This window comes from Novosphingobium sp. GV079, from assembly GCF_003058045.1.
In the GTDB taxonomy this organism is placed as follows: domain Bacteria; phylum Pseudomonadota; class Alphaproteobacteria; order Sphingomonadales; family Sphingomonadaceae; genus Novosphingobium; species Novosphingobium capsulatum.
In genome coordinates, this window is sequence record NZ_QBUE01000001.1 from 44,469 (window position 1) to 61,191 (window position 16,723).

Annotated in this window: 16 protein-coding genes; 4 read left to right on the forward strand and 12 right to left on the reverse strand. The window is 65.8% G+C overall.

Annotated elements, in window-relative coordinates; all coding sequences use genetic code 11:
• Positions 1-2: 2 nt before the first annotated feature.
• Positions 3-1,133 carry an AI-2E family transporter gene (locus C8K14_RS00185; protein WP_107715230.1) on the forward strand — a complete coding sequence of 377 codons (1,131 nt, stop codon included), beginning with the start codon at positions 3-5 and terminating at the stop codon, positions 1,131-1,133.
• Here the strand turns inward: C8K14_RS00185 and C8K14_RS00190 are convergent.
• Positions 1,099-2,757, reverse strand: coding sequence for an AMP-binding protein (locus tag C8K14_RS00190; protein ID WP_233250820.1), 1,659 nt, complete (start codon positions 2,755-2,757; stop codon positions 1,099-1,101). The genes C8K14_RS00185 and C8K14_RS00190 overlap by 35 nt on opposite strands.
• 164 nt (positions 2,758-2,921) lie before the next feature.
• Here C8K14_RS00190 and C8K14_RS00195 point away from each other — a divergent pair, with 164 nt between their 5' ends.
• The 3 genes from C8K14_RS00195 to C8K14_RS00205 are packed head-to-tail and all read left to right on the forward strand — an operon-like array spanning position 2,922 to position 5,912.
• A complete protein-coding gene (locus tag C8K14_RS00195) occupies positions 2,922-4,115 on the forward strand; it encodes an aromatic ring-hydroxylating dioxygenase subunit alpha (RefSeq protein WP_022677054.1) in 1,194 nt (397 codons plus the stop codon).
• 13 nt (positions 4,116-4,128) lie between these two features.
• On the forward strand, positions 4,129-5,466 hold the full coding sequence (locus C8K14_RS00200) for an SRPBCC family protein (RefSeq protein WP_107715231.1): 1,338 nt from the start codon (positions 4,129-4,131) through the stop codon (positions 5,464-5,466).
• Entirely contained in the window at positions 5,463-5,912 is a 450-nt protein-coding gene (locus C8K14_RS00205; RefSeq protein WP_107715232.1) for a nuclear transport factor 2 family protein, read from the forward strand. Before C8K14_RS00200 ends, C8K14_RS00205 begins: the two co-directional genes overlap by 4 nt.
• A gap of 168 nt (positions 5,913-6,080) precedes the next feature.
• Here C8K14_RS00205 and C8K14_RS00210 read toward each other — a convergent pair whose 3' ends face one another.
• From C8K14_RS00210 to C8K14_RS00260, 11 genes are all read right to left on the reverse strand, one after another.
• Positions 6,081-6,611 (reverse strand): cytochrome c family protein, encoded by a 531-nt coding sequence (locus C8K14_RS00210; RefSeq protein ID WP_107715447.1) that lies wholly within the window; start codon positions 6,609-6,611, stop codon positions 6,081-6,083.
• A gap of 261 nt (positions 6,612-6,872) precedes the next feature.
• Positions 6,873-7,985, reverse strand: a complete 1,113-nt coding sequence (gene pufC / locus C8K14_RS00215; RefSeq protein WP_107715233.1) for a photosynthetic reaction center cytochrome PufC — start codon at positions 7,983-7,985, stop codon at positions 6,873-6,875.
• Positions 7,982-8,956, reverse strand: coding sequence for a photosynthetic reaction center subunit M (gene pufM / locus C8K14_RS00220; protein ID WP_107715448.1), 975 nt, complete (start codon positions 8,954-8,956; stop codon positions 7,982-7,984). Before pufM ends, pufC begins: the two co-directional genes overlap by 4 nt.
• Before the next feature lie 14 nt (positions 8,957-8,970).
• The gene (gene pufL / locus C8K14_RS00225) at positions 8,971-9,795 is read right to left on the reverse strand and encodes a photosynthetic reaction center subunit L (protein WP_054131572.1); all 825 of its coding nucleotides are present in this window, start codon (positions 9,793-9,795) and stop codon (positions 8,971-8,973) included.
• 118 nt (positions 9,796-9,913) lie between these two features.
• The gene (gene pufA / locus C8K14_RS00230; RefSeq protein ID WP_022677061.1) at positions 9,914-10,099 is read right to left on the reverse strand and encodes a light-harvesting antenna LH1, alpha subunit; all 186 of its coding nucleotides are present in this window, start codon (positions 10,097-10,099) and stop codon (positions 9,914-9,916) included.
• A gap of 79 nt (positions 10,100-10,178) precedes the next feature.
• Positions 10,179-10,334, reverse strand: coding sequence for a light-harvesting antenna LH1, beta subunit (gene pufB, locus C8K14_RS00235; RefSeq protein ID WP_022677062.1), 156 nt, complete (start codon positions 10,332-10,334; stop codon positions 10,179-10,181).
• Positions 10,335-10,473: 139 nt separating this feature from the next.
• The gene (gene bchZ / locus C8K14_RS00240; RefSeq protein WP_107715234.1) at positions 10,474-11,934 is read right to left on the reverse strand and encodes a chlorophyllide a reductase subunit Z; all 1,461 of its coding nucleotides are present in this window, start codon (positions 11,932-11,934) and stop codon (positions 10,474-10,476) included.
• A complete protein-coding gene (bchY, locus tag C8K14_RS00245) occupies positions 11,931-13,475 on the reverse strand; it encodes a chlorophyllide a reductase subunit Y (protein WP_107715235.1) in 1,545 nt (514 codons plus the stop codon). Before bchY ends, bchZ begins: the two co-directional genes overlap by 4 nt.
• Entirely contained in the window at positions 13,462-14,448 is a 987-nt protein-coding gene (locus tag C8K14_RS00250; protein ID WP_028658065.1) for a chlorophyllide a reductase iron protein subunit X, read from the reverse strand. The genes bchY and C8K14_RS00250 overlap by 14 nt, the downstream gene beginning before the upstream one ends.
• Positions 14,445-15,404, reverse strand: coding sequence for a chlorophyll synthesis pathway protein BchC (bchC, locus tag C8K14_RS00255; protein ID WP_107715236.1), 960 nt, complete (start codon positions 15,402-15,404; stop codon positions 14,445-14,447). The genes C8K14_RS00250 and bchC overlap by 4 nt, the downstream gene beginning before the upstream one ends.
• Positions 15,405-15,529: 125 nt before the next feature.
• The gene (locus C8K14_RS00260; RefSeq protein WP_107715449.1) at positions 15,530-16,669 is read right to left on the reverse strand and encodes a methyltransferase; all 1,140 of its coding nucleotides are present in this window, start codon (positions 16,667-16,669) and stop codon (positions 15,530-15,532) included.
• Between the last annotated feature and the right edge of the window lie 54 nt (positions 16,670-16,723).

The window sequence follows — 16,723 nt, forward strand, 5'->3', positions numbered from 1 at the left end:
GCATGCAAGCAAGCCATGATGACGACGCGCCGGGAACCTGGACCGCGCAAGGCAGCAACCACGCCACGCGGGCGCAACGGATAACCGGTGTCGTTGCCATCGTGCTGCTGGCGCTGGCTGGCCTGTGGACCTTGCGGATGTTTCTGCCCGCGCTGGGCTGGGGCGTCATCCTGGCAGTTTCGCTCTGGCCGCTGCATGTGGCCGCGGCGCAGCGCTGGCCACGCGGGCAGAAGCTGGTCTTGCCTGCGGTGTTCACCCTGCTGGTGCTGCTGGTGTTTGTCATCCCGCTGGTCATGGTCGCCGCCGCCGTGGCGCACGACAGCATGGCCGTGACGCAGTGGCTGGCGCAGGCCCATGCCCAGGGCGTGCCGGTGCCCGATTTCGTGGCGCACCTGCCCTATGGCGATCATCTGGTCGCCTGGTGGCAGCAGACCCTGGCCACGCCCGAGGCGATCGACCGGCTGTCGATGCAGGCGCACAAGCTGCACTTCACCTCAGGCGAAAAGATCCTCGGCCTGATCGCGCATCGCGTGCTGCTGGTCAGCTTCATGCTGCTGACGCTGTTCTTCCTGATGCGCGATGGCGCGCGGGTGGCCCATGCCTTGCGCATCGGCACGCGCCGCGCCTTTGGCGAACTGGGCCTGCGCGTGGCCGATCAGGCGGTGCTGGCGGTGCGCGGCACGGTCAATGGCCTGATCATCATCGGCTTTGGCGAGGGCGTATTGATGGGCCTGGCCTATGGCTTTGCCGGGGTGGACCATGCCGCGCTGCTCGGCCTGCTCACCGCGCTGCTGTCGGCCATTCCCCTGGGCGCGGTGGCGGCGGTCGTCCTAGCCGCTGCCCTGCTCGCCGCGGCCGGCAAGGCGGCGGCGGCGGTAATCGTGCTGGTCTTTGGCAGCGTGGTGATCTTCGTGGCCGATCACTTCGTGCGCCCGGTGTTCATCGGCGGGGCCACGCGGCTGCCGTTCCTGTGGGTGCTCCTCGCCATCCTGGGCGGGATCGAAACCTGGGGCCTGATCGGGCTGGTGATCGGGCCGGCGCTGGTTGCCGTGCTGATGCTGCTGTGGCGCGAATGGGTGGGCGCGCACCAGGGCCCGCTCAACCCGGCGCCGGAAGCGTCTCTGCCGCAATGATCTGCGCGATCTGCGCGCGCAGCTGATCCTTGCGCACCTTGCCCGCCGCCGTGCGCGGCAGGGCCGCGATCGTTTCAAAGCGTTCGGGAATCTTCTGCCGGGCAAGGCCACTGGCCGCCACATGCGCGGCCAGATCGGCCGCCGCCACAGCGCCCCGCGCCACGATGAACGCGCAGACCCCCTCGCCCAGCCGGGCATGGGGCATGGCCACCACCGCGCAATCGGCCACGGCCGGGTGCGTGGCCAGCACCTGCTCGATCTCGGTCGCGGAAATGTTTTCGCCGCCGCGAATGATCAGGTCTTTCTTGCGCCCGGTAACGGTGATGGCGCCGGCGGCGTCGCGCACGCCCAGGTCTCCGGTGCGGAAAAAGCCCTGTGCGTCGATTGCCTTGGCGGTTTCGGCAGGATCAGTATAGCCGATCATCATCGCCGGCCCGCGCGCCAGGATTTCGCCCTCGCTCCCATCGGGCAGATCGTGGCCGGCTTCATCGACGATGCGCACGGCATAGTCGACGATGCGCCCGTCAGTCTGCGCCGCACGCGCAGGGTCATCGGGCCAGCCAAAGCTGACCAGCGGCACTTCGGAACTGCCGAACACGCGAAACGGCGCGCAGCGGGCAAAGGCTGATCGCGCCTCACGGATCACCTCGGGCGCGACGGCCGCGCCGCCACAAGCAAAGAAACGGAACGTTGGCAGGGTTTCCCCCGCCGCGCGCGCGGCAGCGGCCAGTTCCACCAGGAACGGCGTGGCCGCCACCGTGCCAACCACGCCATGCCGCGCGATCAGGACGAGCGCCTCCTGCGCGTTCCAGCTTTCCATCAGCACCGTGCAGGTGCCCATCACCAGCGGCATTTCCAGGCCATTGGCAAAGCCCGACACATGCGTGACCGGCGATGGCATCAGCACCGCCTCGCCCGGTTTCAGCCCCCAGAACGCCCCGCTCTGGCCGATTACCCGGCCCAGCGTGGCGTGGCTGTGCAGCACGCCCTTGGGCCGCCCGGTGGTGCCCGAGGTATAGAGCACCATCTTCACCGCCATGGGATCGACCGGCACCCGCGCATCGGGCAGGCCGCGCCCGGCCGCCACCAGGCTGGCAAGATCATCAGGCCCATCGCCGCGCACGGTGAACACATGCGTCAGCGCGGGCAGATCGGCCTGCACCCGGGCGGCCATGGCGGCATGGTCCACCTTGCGGAACACCGTGGGCACGAACAGCGCGCGGGCCGCGCCATCGCCCAGCATCATGCGCATTTCGGCGTCGCGATAGATCGGCACGATCGGGTTGACCACCAGCCCGGCGATCACGCAGGCGAGGTTCAGCACCGCCGCCTCGCGCCAGTTGGGCAACTGGAACGCCACGACATCGCCCGGCACCAAGCCGCGCGCGCGCAGCGACGCGGCCAGTGCCTGGGCATCGGCCCACAAGGCGGCAAATGTCAGCGCGCCGCCATCATCAATGATGCAGGGATCATCGGGCCGGATGCGCGCCAGATCGGCGGCGCGATCGGCAATCGTCTGGTGCGGCCACAGCCCCTCGCGCACGAACGGCGCCTGGTGTGCGGCCGGAACCACAGGCCAAGGCTGGGCAGGTTCACGCGCTGATTCGCCGCTGTCGTTCATCATCCTCGTCGCCTTGCCCGTTTTCCGCTTGTTCGCTGCAAAGCGGGCGCCTGTCCACTTGGCCAAAATGCGAGGAACCTGTCACCTGTCCCAGCTTGGCAAGGCGATCTGCCTGCGGCAGCTTTGGCCATTAGCGACACAAGCAAAACAGGCAGGAGAGGCCGCAAATGAGCAATGAACGGGCCGAGCGGCGCCAGCGGATCGGCGATATTGCCGAGATCATGCTGGATTACGTCGAGCACAACAGCACCTACCAGGCCCAGCAGGTGGCGCGTGTGCGCACGGCCACCTATACCGATCCCGATCAGTGGAAGGCCGAGATGGAACTGGTGTTCCGCCGCGTGCCGCTGATGCTGGCCTTCACTGCCGAGCTGCCCGAACCAGGCAATTACAAGGCGATGGACGCGATGGGCCTGCCCGTGCTGATCGTGCGCGACAAGGCGGGAGAGGTGCGTGCGTTCCTCAACGTCTGCTCGCATCGCGGCGCGCCGGTCGCTTCCGAAGGGCACGGCAAGTGCGCCCGCTTCACCTGCAAGTACCACGGCTGGACCTATGGTCAGGACGGCAAGCTGCTGGGCGTGTCGGAAAGCGCCAATTTCGGTGATGTCGACAAGGCGGGCCTCGCCCTGCGCGCGCTGCCGTGCGAGGAGCGCGCGGGGATGATCTTCGTGGCGCTCACGCCCAATGCCCCGCTCGATCTCGATGACTATTTCCAGGGCTTTCTCGAGGATTTCGACAATGTCGGCTTTGCCGATTGGGCCTATCTCGGCAGCCGCACGATCGAGGGCGCCAACTGGAAGATCGCGTTCGACGGCTATCTCGAAGGCTATCACTTCGCCTCGCTGCACCCCGCCACGATCGAGCCGCGCACGCCATCGAACCGCATGTTCTACGAAGGCTTCGGCCCCTCGATGCGCATCGGCTTTCCCCAGCACCGCATTGCCGAGGCGCTGAAAGACGTGCCACGCGAGGATTGGGGCGACCAGGAAAACAACGGCTTTGATTTCGTGCGCATCCTGTTCCCCAATGTCTCGGCGTTCCTCGCGCCCGAAATTACCCAGGTGGCACAGCTGTTCCCCGGGCCGACGCCCGATCGCAACCGCACCGTGCTGCACTATCTGCGGCGCGAGCCGATCCGCGACGAGGCCGACCGCGCCGCGGTGGAGCAGATGATCAACTTCTTCCGCGATGTGACCTATCAGGAAGACTATGTGATCGGATTGGAAATCCAGAAAGGGCTGGAAAGCGGCGCGCACGACAACCTGGTGTTCGGCCGCAACGAACGCGGCAACCAGTATTTCCACGAATGGCTCAACTGGTATCTGCAGGATGATGCCACCCTGCCCAAGCCGGTGATGTGAGAGGGCGGCGAGCATGACAGTCCAGGACAACAAATCGCGCTATTCGCCGGATTTCGACATGCCGGTGCGCGGCGACACGATCACCGCCGATCGCTATATCTCGCGCGACTGGATGGACAAGGAAGGGCAGAATCTGTGGCCCAAGGTGTGGCACCTGGGCGGAATGCTGGCCGAACTGGAGGAGGAAGGCGACTTCATCCGCCACGATTTCGGCAAGGATTCGATCCTGATGATCGCCCAGGCCGATGGCAGCGTGCGCGCGTTCTACAACAGCTGCCCGCATCGCGGAAACCGCCTGGTGCTGGGCGATGCCGGCTCGCTGCCGCGCATCACCTGCGGCTATCACGGCTGGCAGTTCACTCCCGATGGCCTGCTCGCCAAAGTGCAGGACCCGGATGATTTTGCCGGCGGCAACCCCTGCGGCAAAGTGCACCTGTCGGAATTGCGCTGCGAAACCTGGGGCCCGTTCGTGTTCTGGTGCATGGATGATGACGTGCCGCCACTGGCGCAGTGGATGGCGCCCTTGCAGGAACGCCTCGCCAACTATGGCCTGGATAACTGGGTGCGCGTGCTCAAGCTGTCGTGCGACGCGGAATTCAACTGGAAGGTGATCCGCGACAATTTCAACGAAAGCTACCACCTCCCCACGATCCATCCCGAACTGGCCACGTTCATCAACGACGGCCTGCCCACGACGGTGTTCGAGATGTATCCCAGCGGCCACAACGCGATGTGGATGATCGGCCACCAGGCCACCACGCGGGTGGACTATCACAGCGCCGAAGTGCCTGCCCCGCTGGATGATATCGCCCGCGCCTGGGGCATCGATCCGGCCGATTACCAGGGCCGCACCGGCGAAATCCGCGCCGCCGTGATCGCCGCGAAGCGCAAGCTGGGGCCAGAGCGCGGCTATACCATGTACGAAGACATGACCGACCAGCAGCTGGTGGACTATTTCCACTGCACGCTGTTTCCCAATCTCACCCTCACCATGTCGCCCGAACAGATGCAGGTGCTGCGCACCGAGCCGCATCCCACCGACCCGGAAAAATGCGTGTTCCAGCATTGGTGCCTCTATCCCCCGGTCAAGGGCATGAAAGAGGTGGTCACCCCGATCGGCACCGTGCCGTTGCGCCACGATGCAGTGGCACGGCACAGCCGCTATGGCGATGGCGTGTCGCTGGGCTTTGTCGCCGATCAGGATCTCTCGATCGGCACCACGCAGCAACAAGGCCTCAATTCACGCGGCTTCAAGGGCTGCATCCTGCCCGGCCAGGAAAAGCGCATCCAGCGCTTCCACGAACTGCTCAACGATTACGTGGCCGGCAAGGGCCCGGTGCAGCCGGCATGACCTATCCCCCGCCGCCCTGCCCCGCAGACGTGCGCCAGGCCCTTGCCGATCTGGTCACCGCCTATGCCATGGCGGTGGACGATATCGGCAATGCCGCCGGCGTTGCCGCGCTGTTCGCGCCCGATGGCTGCTATGACCTGACCAGCCTGGGCATGGACCGGATCGTCGGGCGTGCAGGCATCCAGGGGTTCTTCGAAGCCGCCTTTGCCACCATGGCCAGCAACGCCCACTTTGTCGGCAACGTGGCACTCGGCGCCTATGACGCCGCCGCCGGCACCGCGCAGGTCACGGCCTATGGCCACGCCTTCAGCCTGGGCACCGATGGCACCCTGCTCGAGGTGAAGGCCCGCTACGCCTTCGACCTTGCCCGGCACGAGGGCACCTGGCGCATCGCGCGCCTGGGCATGACCATGCTGCTCCCCCCGGTCACCACCCCGGCGCCCTGAACACGATCCTCCCCGCCCAGCGGGGAGGTGGCAGCCTGCAGGGCTGACGGAGGGGCGCAGTGCCGCACCTTGCAGTGCAGGGTAGCATGCTGGCCTCCCCACACACAAAGACGCGAAGAACACCGCAGTGCCTTCGCGCCTTTGTACAAATCGCAATAGCGTCTGTGATCAGGTCGGGTTCTTCAAATAGGCGATCACGTCGGCGCGGTCCTGGCCCTTGGGCAGGCCGGGGAACGTCATCTTGGTGCCCGGCACCACGCGCTGCGGCTTTTCCAGGTACTGGAACAGCTTTTCTGCCGTCCAGGTGATGCCGCTGCTCTTGTTGGCGTTGGAATAGGCAAACCCGGCGATCGAGCCAGCCTTGCGACCCACCACGCCCGCGAGCGAGGGGCCGATCATGTTCTTGCCCGGTTCGGCCGAGTGGCAGGCCTGGCACTGCGCAAAGATCTGCTTGCCGTGCACGGGATCGGCCGTGAACGAGGCGAGCGTGGTATGATCGAGCGTATCGGTGGAATCAGCCGCCGGCGCGGGCGTGCTGGCTGCGGCTGCCGGGGTCATCGAGGCGGTGGCTGCGGCCGCCGTGGTGGTTTCGCTGGCGGCAGGCGTCTGTTCCGCCGCCGATTTGCTGCCACCACCGCCGCACGCGGCAAGCAAAAGCGTGGCGGTGCCCAATGCAAGAGTGTGGACCTTGGATATCATCTGCATCCTCCGTTATGTTTTATGAGGCTGCGCGTCACACGGGACGGCGGGAAACTAGAACGTGTCCGATAGTGCCACGCAATACGGCCGTTAGGGCGAAAACATACCTAAGCCAGGGTGCGGCAACAGCAGGCAGTCCGTGCCAATCGTCCCGCATTTTCCAATACTTCCCTGGCGCGGTAACGGCTGACCCCCCGAACCGTTCCCGAATGCTCCATCGCGTTGCGCATTACGGCGGATGGCTGTTTTGCGGCATCGCGCCTACCCCTGCGGTGTGGCCGCCCCACGCGCCGGAGCAGCCGAGGCGACGGGCTGGGTGGGCGTTGGCGCCTGCAACGGCGTGGGGAACGTGGCGGGCACCGTTGCATTGCCCGGCGCACCCCACAGGGCGTGGTAATCCTTTGCCATGGGATAGCCACCCATCGGCTTGTTCTTGCCCTGGTGGCAGGTAGCGCAGCTGACCTTGAACGGATCGCCCATCGGCCCCTTGCGATAGGCCGGGAAGGCACTGGTGAGCGAGCCGATATACTGCCCGTTGGTTTCGCGCACCATGCGGATGCCGTACCAGGCCTTGGCCCGCTTGGGCGTGCTGATCGGCCAGGCACCAAACGCCTGGGCATTGTGGCAGAACGTGCAGTTTACCCCCAGCGCCTTGGACACGTGGATCATCACGGCATAGGAATTTTCGGTCTGCATCACGCTGGTCTTGTCAGCCGGCGAAGGATGCGCGGCCGTGGCTTGGACGCGGATATTCTGGTCCTTTTTCGGGTCGCCGGTCAGATAGAGCGCCAGCGAGGCATCGGGCAGCGACGAAAATCCCGTGGCGGCGATCGGGTCGTCCTGGCCATGGCGGTTGCCGATGATGCCGCTGGGCGGCGCGGGCGGCATGGTCCAGTGGTTGGTCGGCACGGCCTGGCCACGGTGGCAGGTCCAGCAGGTCACCCCGGTCTGGGCCACGTGCGATTGCCAGTTGTGGTTGATGTTGCGCGTCATCTGCAGCATGCGCCGCGCGACCACCTTGGTATAGAGTTCGTCAGAGGCCATGTTGTTGGGATTGTGGCAATAGTTGCAGCCTTCCTTGGGCGCCACCCAGGCGGTCATCGCGGCCATGGTATAGCTCAGCTGCTCGGCGGATTCATCGCCCAGCACCTGCAGGTTCTGGAACTGCTCCTTGGCGCGCGGCCCGTCGGTGGATGGCGGGTCATAGGGCGGCGGCGGCACCTCGTCCTTGGCCATGGCCACTTTCTTGACCGTGACCTGGTCCATGCCGGTGCCGCGATAGCCGTTCTGGCCCGAAACCTTGTGGGAAAGTTCGCAGCCCCCCAGGGACAGCGCGGCAAGCGCCGCCAGGGCAATAGCGGTGATCCGTCTCATTTCCCCGTGCTCCCCAAGGTGGCGGGGTCAATCACCCCGGTTGCGGGATAGTGCGGCGCATAGCCGTGCTGCTGGGCCCACAGATACCAGTTGTCCACCACGGTGCCGGTCAGCAGGATGCCGATGCCCCCGGTCAGCGTGGTCAGCACGGCAAACCACCAGGCCCAGCGATGGATCGATTCCATCGTGGCGTTGAAACCCATGGTCCAGCGCCAGAACAGCGCGGCGCGTTCCGATGCGGTGCCGCGATCGGTGATCTGCTCGATCTCGCGCTCGCCACCATAGCGGCCGACAGCCAGGATCGTCGCGCCGTGCATGGCAAACAGCAGGGTGGAGCCATAGAGGAACGCGATCGAGAAGCAGTGGAACGGGTTGTAGAACAGGTTTCCATAGCGGATCGAGAACGCAGCGGTCCAATCGAGGTGCGGAAAGATGCCGAACGGCACGCTTTCGGCCCAGCTGCCCATAAAGAACGGGCGGATAAAGCCCAGCACCAGGAACAGCCAGATCGCGCTGAGGAAGGCCCAGGCGACATGCGTACCCATGCCGAGCGCGCGGGCGCGGGTATAGGTGCGCACCCACCACAGCATGACCGAGGTGGTCAGGCAAAAACCGGCGATGATCCACCACCCGCCCTTGGCCAGCGGCACGAACGGGGTAAAGCCGTATTGCGGGCCAGGCGGTTCCAGCGACAGCCACGGCAGCAGGCGCACGAACTGGATCGGGTTCCAGTTGACCGAGGCCAGCATGTTGAGACCGATGATCTCGAACGCGGTAAACCCGAAGATCAGCGCGAAAATGCCGGTCCAGCCCAGATAGATCGGGCCGATCTGCGCCTGGCCAACCAGGCCAAGCAGGTGGACGAAGCTGCCCTGCCCGATGCGCTCTTCGCTGCCCGGTGGCAGGGCCACGCCCATTTCCGGTTCGCCGCGCAATTGCACTTGGGTGAATATGTTCTGGTAGGTCGTCATCGCACGGTGCTCCTTCACGACCAGATCGGCAGGTTGAGCCACCAGGTCCACCACTCGGGCCAACCGCGCGTCCACAATGGGCCGCTGATGACTATGCACACCGCGCTCCAGAACCCGGCGTTCAGCGCCAGCAACAGGCCCAGGCGGTGAATGCCCAGCGTGCCGATCGAATAGCCGATAAGATCGCGGAAGAAGGTGTCTTCGTATTCCGGTGACTTGACCTCACCACCCTTGGGCGGGTTCACCGCCGACAGCACCAGCGCGCCATGCAGGGCCAGCGCCAGGGTGGTGGTGAAGAAGAACGACACCGCGAGCATATGCGCCGGGTTATAATGGAAGTGCAGGTACTGGTACCCGGTGTTCGACACCCAATCGAGGTGGCTGAAAATGCCGTAGGGAAAGCCCCAGTGCCACGCACCGAGCAGGACCGGACGGATCACCACCAGCGTGAAATAGGCAAAGATCGCCATGCCAAAGGCCACCGGCACATGATAGCCCATGCCCAGCTTGCGGCAGATTTCCACCTCGCGCAGCGCCCATGACACGAACGAGACCAGCGCGCAGACCGTGATGATCTGCCAGAAGCCGCCTTCCTTGAGCGGCGCCAGCGCCAGGCCATATTTGAGATCGGGCGGCGCGATCGAAATCAACCAGGGATTCCAGGTCGGGCCTTGCGATGCGGAATAGAAAATAAGTGCCGTGCCCAGCGAGGCGAAGATCGCCGTTACCACGCCGAAAAAGCCGACGTAGAACGGGCCCACCCAGAAATCGAACAGGTCGCCACCAATTAAGGTGCCACCGCGCACGCGATATTTTCGTTCGAAACTCAGGAGTGCCATGGCCATCCCCCTCTCCGCCTGGATGCGGCGGCTGTTGTGTTCAGATGCCAGTTTTTTCAGGCGTCAGCGCCCATGAGGCGGCGGTCGGGATCGCCGCCGCCTCTCGCACGGGCTTGCGTCAGCTGGCCGGTTTTGCGGCTGCGGCGGCATGCGCGGCGCCCTGCGCCGAGTTGGGGCCGTCGAGCCAGTTGTAGGTGTCGGTGCTGAGCAGGATGAAGTGAATGATCAGCGCCAGCACGAGCAGAAAGCCGAACAGGGCAACCAATGTCCTGCGCGGATCGAAAATCAGCCAAAGTCTCCACATGGGTTTTATCCTTGTGCAAGAGTGTTGGCCCTCGCCTCATCAGGCCCCCTTGGCCCGATATCGCGAGGGAGTGGGCGGCTTACAGCCAGGGCTTCCACATCCAGACCAGGACGTGTGCAACCACGGCCACGCCGGTGAAGCCCAGGAAGCTGCTCATGAACAGCTTGTGGAACTCCTTGGCTTCCTCGGGCGTGAGATACGTTCTCAGCCCAAAGCGATCGTCACGATCACTCATAGCCCAATCTCCTTTCGTTGGTGGTGTGCGAGAGGCGAAACGACCTCTTCGGGTATCCTCGCGGCGCCCGAATGCACCGTGAGAATGGCTGGGCCGGGCTGCGCGCGGCAGGCTTCCGGGCGGATGGAACGGGCGCGGGTCATGCGACCTGCGCCTCAAGCAGGGCATCGGCCAGCCGATCGGCCGATACGCGATCTTCGCCATGGCGGCGGGCGGCGCGCTCGGCGCCATCGCGCAGCCGCTTGGCCGCCGAAATGCGGATCAGCACGGGCTGTGCTGCCACCACCTCGTCCAGCCGCGTCTTGGCATCGTCATCCCACGGCAATTCGCGCCACGCCGCTTCGCCGACCCCGCGCGCGGGCGTGGGCTCTACCTTGTCCATTTCGGTCGCCAGCGGCAGGATGTGGAAAAGCGCGTCGAACAGCGCGTTGCACACTTCCTGCACCAGATAGGTCGCGCCGGAATAGCCCATGAACGGCGTGCCGGTGTGGCGCCGGATCGCCGCGCCGGGGAAACTGGCCGGGATATAGATCCCGCGCCCACCGCGCTCGGCGTTGTACATGCGCTCGTTATAGCTACCGAAAAGCACCAGCGGCGGATTGGCATGGATCGCCGCGCGCACGTCCTCGTTGCGCGGCTTGACCCCGGCACTGCGCGCAAAGGCAAAGTTGCACGGCAGGCCCATGTCGTCTTCCAGGAACCGCCGGATGCCACGGGCATAGGTTTCGTTGGCCACGATGCCAAAGCTGGCGGTGGCAAAGAAATCCTGCGTTACCGAGCGCCACAGATCCCACAGCGGCTTGATCGTGGTATGCTTTTCCCGCTCGATGAACGGTTCGGGATCAAGCCCCAGTTCCGCACCAAGCGCGCGCAGGAACAAGGTGGTGCTGTCCAGCCCGATCGGCGCCTGGAAATAGGGCCGCTCCAGCGTTTCGCACAGGCCCCGGCCAAATTCGCGATAGAGGCACACGTTGGCCTGCGCGTCGGCCAGCTTGCGAATATCGGCCAGATGGCACCCCAGCGGGAACACCACGTTGACCTGCGCGCCGATCCCTTCGATCAGGCGGCGCACCTCGTGCAGGTCGCTCGCCATGTTGAACATGCCGTAAGACGGGCCGATGATGTTGACGCGGGGCTTTTCCCCCTCGCGCAGCGGCCGCGCGGCGGGCATACCCTTGGGGCCAAATTCCTTCCACAGCCAGCCCAGCGCGCGATCGGCGCTCTGCCACTGGTCCTCGTCGATGGTGCGCGGGAGGAAGCGCTTGATATTGGTGCCTTCGGGCGTCACCCCGCCGCCGATCATCTCGGCGATGGAGCCGGTGACAACCACGGCCGGCAGATCGGGATCGAGCGTCTTCCACGCCCGCTTCATCGCGCCTTCGGTGCCGGTCTTGCCCAGCTCCTCTTCGCCCAGGCCGGTCACCACGATCGGCAGTTCGTGCGGCGGCAGGCCATCGGTATAGTGCAGCACCGATGTCACCGGCAGGTTTTCGCATCCCACCGGACCGTCGATGATCACCTGCAGGCCCTTGACCGCGGTAAAGACATAGACCGCCCCCCAATAGCCGCCGGCGCGATCGTGATCGAGAACCAGAGTCATGACCCCACCGCCTCGGCCGCCTTGCGCGCAGCTTCGTTCAGGGCGGCATATTTCTTCTTGAACTGCGGCCGGTCCTGCGGGGTATCTTCCCACACGCCCGCGCCCGGCCCGCTGCCCACCCCATCGAAAAAGGCGCGCATGCGATCGAACCGTGGCTTGTTGGCCATCGCCGCGTTGACCACCTGCGCCAGGCTGCCCGCGCCGGCCACGCCCATCAGCGGGCGGGCGGAAATCAGGTTGGTGAAATAGAGCGCGGGGATCGCGCGCTGCTTGGCATGCTGCACCACCGGCGTGGTGCCGATCGCCAGGTCGGGGCCAAATTCCTCGACCGCGGCAATATCCTGCTCAAGACTGGCGCGATAGTTCACGCGCACGCCGCGCGCCTCCAGCCAGGCGCGGTCAGCCTCACCCGCCTGCGTCGCCGGGCAGGCCGTGCCGACATAGGGCACATCGGCGCCGCTTTCGATCAACAGCCGCGCCACCAGCAGTTCCGAGCCTTCATAGCCGGTCACGGTGATACGCCCCTTGATCGGATTGGCCGCCAGCGCGCCGCCGATCGCGGGCAGGAAACGGTTCTTGGCCGCATCGATGCGATCCTGCGCCACGCCGCAGGCCGCGCCGATGGCATCGAGCCAACTGGCCGTGCCTTCCACCCCGACCGGGGCAGAGCCGACGATGCCGCGCCCGGCGGCGGAAAATTCGCGCATGCTGGCGGTGTAGAACGGATGGATCGCCGCCACTGCCGCGCAATCGAGCGCGGCATACAGCTCGCGCCATTCGCGCGTGGGCACCACCGGCCCGGCGGCCAGGCCCAGCGGTTCCAGCATCATGCCGATGCCCACCGGATCGGCCGGGAACATCTCGCCCAGCAAAGTTACCGTCGGGCGATCGGGCTTGACGCGCGGCGCCGCCACCGGGCCTTGCTCGGCCTCTGCCCGGGCATAGGCGAGCATCGCGCCGGCGAGCACGTCCTTCGCCTCGGCATGGGTGGGAATGCCAAAGCCGGGCACGTCGATGCCGATGATGCGCACGCCGTTGATCTGCTTTTTCAGCAGGCGGAGCGGCACACCGCTGGCCGTGGGCACGCACAGGTTGGTCACCACGATGGCATCATAGAGCGCCGGATCGGCCAGCCCTTCCACCGCGTCCTTGATATCCTCGAACAGCTTGCCGGTGACGAGCGTTTCGGAATTGAACGGGACATAGCCCACCGTCCGCCGCGCGCCGTAAAAGTGCGAGGTGAACGTCAGGCCATAGACACAGCAGGCCGAGCCCGACAGCACCGTAGCGGTGCGGCGCATGCGCAGCCCGACGCGCAGCGAGCCGAACGCCGGACACATGCTTTGCGGCTGATCGTGCGGCCCCACCGGATAATCGGCAGCATAGCGTTCCAGCAGCGCGCTGCCCTGGGCCTGGTCCGTCGCCGCGCGCAGCACGCCGGCATCGGCATGGCAGCCCCCGCCACTGGCCGGCGGCGGATCGAGCGCGATGCGGTCTGCCTGGCGCGCGGCCGGCGGCGCGGGTGCGTCAAGCCTCGTCATAGATCACCTCGAGCGAGGGCTTCTGGACAAAGGCGGCGCCGCGCATATCGGCTTGCGTGGCCGGCCGCAGCACCACATCGCCGCCCACCTGCTCGGGTGAGAACAGGCCGAGCAGGCCATCCTGGTCGAGCGGGCGCGGCTGCTGCGCGGGCGCGGTGGCAACATTGACCGCCAGATCTTCGAACAGGCTGCCCCACTGGCCATCGGGCCGGCCGATGATCTGGTAATTGGCCGACTTGCGGCGAATGTCTTCGTCGGCGGGAATGGCGCAGAGCACCGGGATGCCCACGGCATCGGCAAAGGCAGCGGCTTCGCCGGTGCCGTCATCCTTGTTGACGATCATGCCGGCCACGCCAACATTGCCGCCCATCTTGCGGAAGTATTCCACCGCCTTGCACACGTTGTTGGCAACGTAGAGCGATTGCAAGTCGTTGGAGCCGACCACGATCACCTTCTGGCACATATCGCGCGCGATCGGCAGGCCGAACCCACCGCAGACCACGTCGCCCAGGAAATCGAGCAGGACATAGTCGAACCCCCAATCATGGAAGCCCAGCTTTTCCAGCAGTTCGAACCCATGGATGATGCCGCGCCCGCCGCAGCCACGGCCCACTTCCGGTCCGCCCAACTCCATGGCAAACACGCCATCACGCTGGAAACACACGTCTTCGATGCGCACTTCTTCGCCCGCCAGCTTCTTGGCGGCAGAGGTTTCGATGATCGTGGGGCAGCTGCGCCCGCCAAACAGCAGGCTGGTGGTATCAGACTTGGGATCGCACCCGATCAGCAGCACGCGCTTGCCCTGCTGCGCCATCATGTAGCTGAGGTTGGACAGGGCAAAGCTCTTGCCCGATCCGCCCTTGCCATAGATCGCGATCACCTGGGTCTGCTTGGTAACCTCGCCCGTGTGCGGGGCATCGGGCTCGATCGCGGCTTCGGCGCGCAGGGCATCGGCAGTGTTCAGCAAGGTCATGCGCAAGCGCTCCAATCGAGAACCATCTTGAGGCAGTCGGCGGCGAGGAAGGTTTCGGGATAGGCGTCCTTGGCCTCGGTCGCCGGGCGCATGTGGCTGACCAGGCCAGCCAGGCTGCACGCCCCGCTGTCGATCAGGCCGCGCGCCGCCACCAGATCGGCCGGCTGCCATTCGGCGGCGATGCGAAAGCGCGCCTCGCGCCGGAATGCGGGGGCAAAATCGAAACTGGGGCGGTTGGCATAGAAGCCGGCCATCACCACTTCGCCGCCGTGGCGCAGCCGGGCGATCAGCTGGTCCAGGCAATCGGCATTGCCGCTCGCGTCGTATATCGTGGCGTAATCGTGCCGATCGTCGTCCTTGGGCGCGATCACGCGATAGCCGCTGGCACCCTCGCGCCGCACCGCATTGCGTTCCCACACCGTGGGCGCCGGCGCGCCCATGGCGATGGTCAACCGCGCCAGCAGGCGCCCAAGCGTGCCATGCCCGATGATGAGATCGGGCGCCGCGCCGCCTTGCAGCGCATGCAGCGCCGTGGCCGCCAAGGCAAACTGCACGCCATCGGCGCCCAGCGACTCGGCCACGGGAAAGGCCCGTGCCGAGGGAATGATCACGCGCTGCGCCGTGCCGCCAAACAGCGCCCGCGCATCGGCATAACAGGCCGCGCCCGGCACAAAGACCCAGTCGCCAATGCGCCCCTGCGCCTCGGCCCCGGCGTCGACAATGCGGCCCAGCGACTCATACCCAGGCACCAGCGGATAGCCCATGCCGGGGAAGACCGGCATTTCACCCGACCACAACAGCTTTTCGGTGCCCGTGCTGATGCCGCTCCAGCGGATATCGACCACCACGTCGCTCGGGCCGAGAACTGCGCCGTTGCCGGCGACCGAACTGGTCAACGTCAGCTTGCGTAGCGCAATGCACCTGGGTGCTTCGAGTATGACGGCCAGCGCATCCATGCCCCGGTCCTTCTCCCAACGGTCGGTCAGACCCCGTCGCGTTCACCCGAAAGCGGGTACGTTCCGGCAAGGATCACCATACGCCAACCTTGACATACGTCAATCTATCTTGACGTTTTTAAGTGTCATCTACACGTGACAACCACACTGGCAACCACGGGATATGCCGTGCGATGGCGCTGCCACCCCGGAAATCCGGCTTTTTTGAGCAGCGCGCCATATTCGGCCGCGCTGCGCGGGCGCCCGGCATTCATCGCCCAGAGATAAAATCCGAAGTAGGCATCACCCATCGCGGCCGCGCCCGGCGTCTTGGCCATCGGCTCTGCCACCACGAGTCGCCCGCCCGGAACCAGCGCCTGGCGCGCGGCGCGCAGCAGGGCCAGACAGGCATCATCATCATGATCGTGCAGCACCCGCACCAGCGTGATGCAATCATGGCCCGGCGGAATCGGATCGCGAAAGAAATCGCCGCCATGCAACGCGATGCGCCCGCGCATCGCCGCTGCATCCAGCCAGGCGCCGGCGCCGGCCACCACCGGCGGCAGATCGAACACACCCACCTCCAGCGCCGGACAGGCCTTGGCCACTGCGCTGGCAAAGGCGCCATGGCCACCGCCGAGATCGAGCAATCGCCGATGCCGGGCAAAGGGATAGGCCGCCAGCGCCTGCTGCGCCACCATCGCCTGCGAAGCCGCCATCAGCGCGGAATAGGATGCCGCCTCGTGTTCGCTGGCATCCTGGGCATAGTGCCAGAACGACGATAGCGCGGTGGGCATGGCCCGGTCGCGCAGCAGCAGCGCCACGGGATCGGCCAGATCGGCATAGAGCAGCGCATGATGGCGCACCATCGCGATCGCGCCGGGATTGGCCTGCAGGGCGGCGCCCTGTTGCCCCAGCATCCACCACCCCGGTGCCACTTCCTCGGCCAGGTCGAGCGCAGCCGCCGCGCGCACCAGGCGCAACGCGGCCTGGGGCGAAAGGCCGCTGGCCAGCGCCACGTCATCTGCACTGCACGGCCCGCGACGCAAGAGATCAAGCAGCCCAACCTGCACCGCCGCCATCAGCACCTGCGAATAACAGAAGCCCGCCACCAGATCGAACGCCTGCGCCGCGCGGCGGCGTGACACGATCGCAATCCCTGGCAGCCGCGCCGCCCAGAACTGGAAGCGCGGGCTGGCCAGCACGCCATTGCGCCACGCCGTCCACCGTCGACGCCAAGGCGCCACGGCAGACGGCGGGTCCAATTGGTCTGGAATTGTGGACATTTCCATATGTCTATTTTAATGGACATCATTGGTGTAAAGATCAATTCCTATTCC

Bases quoted from the DNA above. Each gene is read 5' to 3' on its own strand.
- C8K14_RS00185 (WP_107715230.1), top strand. From the start codon at position 3: ATGCAAGCAAGCCATGATGACGACGCGCCGGGAACCTGGACCGCGCAA.
- C8K14_RS00190 (WP_233250820.1), bottom strand. From the start codon at position 2,757: ATGATGAACGACAGCGGCGAATCAGCGCGTGAACCTGCCCAGCCTTGG.
- C8K14_RS00195 (WP_022677054.1), top strand. From the start codon at position 2,922: ATGAGCAATGAACGGGCCGAGCGGCGCCAGCGGATCGGCGATATTGCC.
- C8K14_RS00200 (WP_107715231.1), top strand. From the start codon at position 4,129: ATGACAGTCCAGGACAACAAATCGCGCTATTCGCCGGATTTCGACATG.
- C8K14_RS00205 (WP_107715232.1), top strand. From the start codon at position 5,463: ATGACCTATCCCCCGCCGCCCTGCCCCGCAGACGTGCGCCAGGCCCTT.
- C8K14_RS00210 (WP_107715447.1), bottom strand. From the start codon at position 6,611: ATGATATCCAAGGTCCACACTCTTGCATTGGGCACCGCCACGCTTTTG.
- pufC (WP_107715233.1), bottom strand. From the start codon at position 7,985: ATGAGACGGATCACCGCTATTGCCCTGGCGGCGCTTGCCGCGCTGTCC.
- pufM (WP_107715448.1), bottom strand. From the start codon at position 8,956: ATGACGACCTACCAGAACATATTCACCCAAGTGCAATTGCGCGGCGAA.
- pufL (WP_054131572.1), bottom strand. From the start codon at position 9,795: ATGGCACTCCTGAGTTTCGAACGAAAATATCGCGTGCGCGGTGGCACC.
- pufA (WP_022677061.1), bottom strand. From the start codon at position 10,099: ATGTGGAGACTTTGGCTGATTTTCGATCCGCGCAGGACATTGGTTGCC.
- pufB (WP_022677062.1), bottom strand. From the start codon at position 10,334: ATGAGTGATCGTGACGATCGCTTTGGGCTGAGAACGTATCTCACGCCC.
- bchZ (WP_107715234.1), bottom strand. From the start codon at position 11,934: ATGACTCTGGTTCTCGATCACGATCGCGCCGGCGGCTATTGGGGGGCG.
- bchY (WP_107715235.1), bottom strand. From the start codon at position 13,475: ATGACGAGGCTTGACGCACCCGCGCCGCCGGCCGCGCGCCAGGCAGAC.
- C8K14_RS00250 (WP_028658065.1), bottom strand. From the start codon at position 14,448: ATGACCTTGCTGAACACTGCCGATGCCCTGCGCGCCGAAGCCGCGATC.
- bchC (WP_107715236.1), bottom strand. From the start codon at position 15,404: ATGGATGCGCTGGCCGTCATACTCGAAGCACCCAGGTGCATTGCGCTA.
- C8K14_RS00260 (WP_107715449.1), bottom strand. From the start codon at position 16,669: ATGTCCACAATTCCAGACCAATTGGACCCGCCGTCTGCCGTGGCGCCT.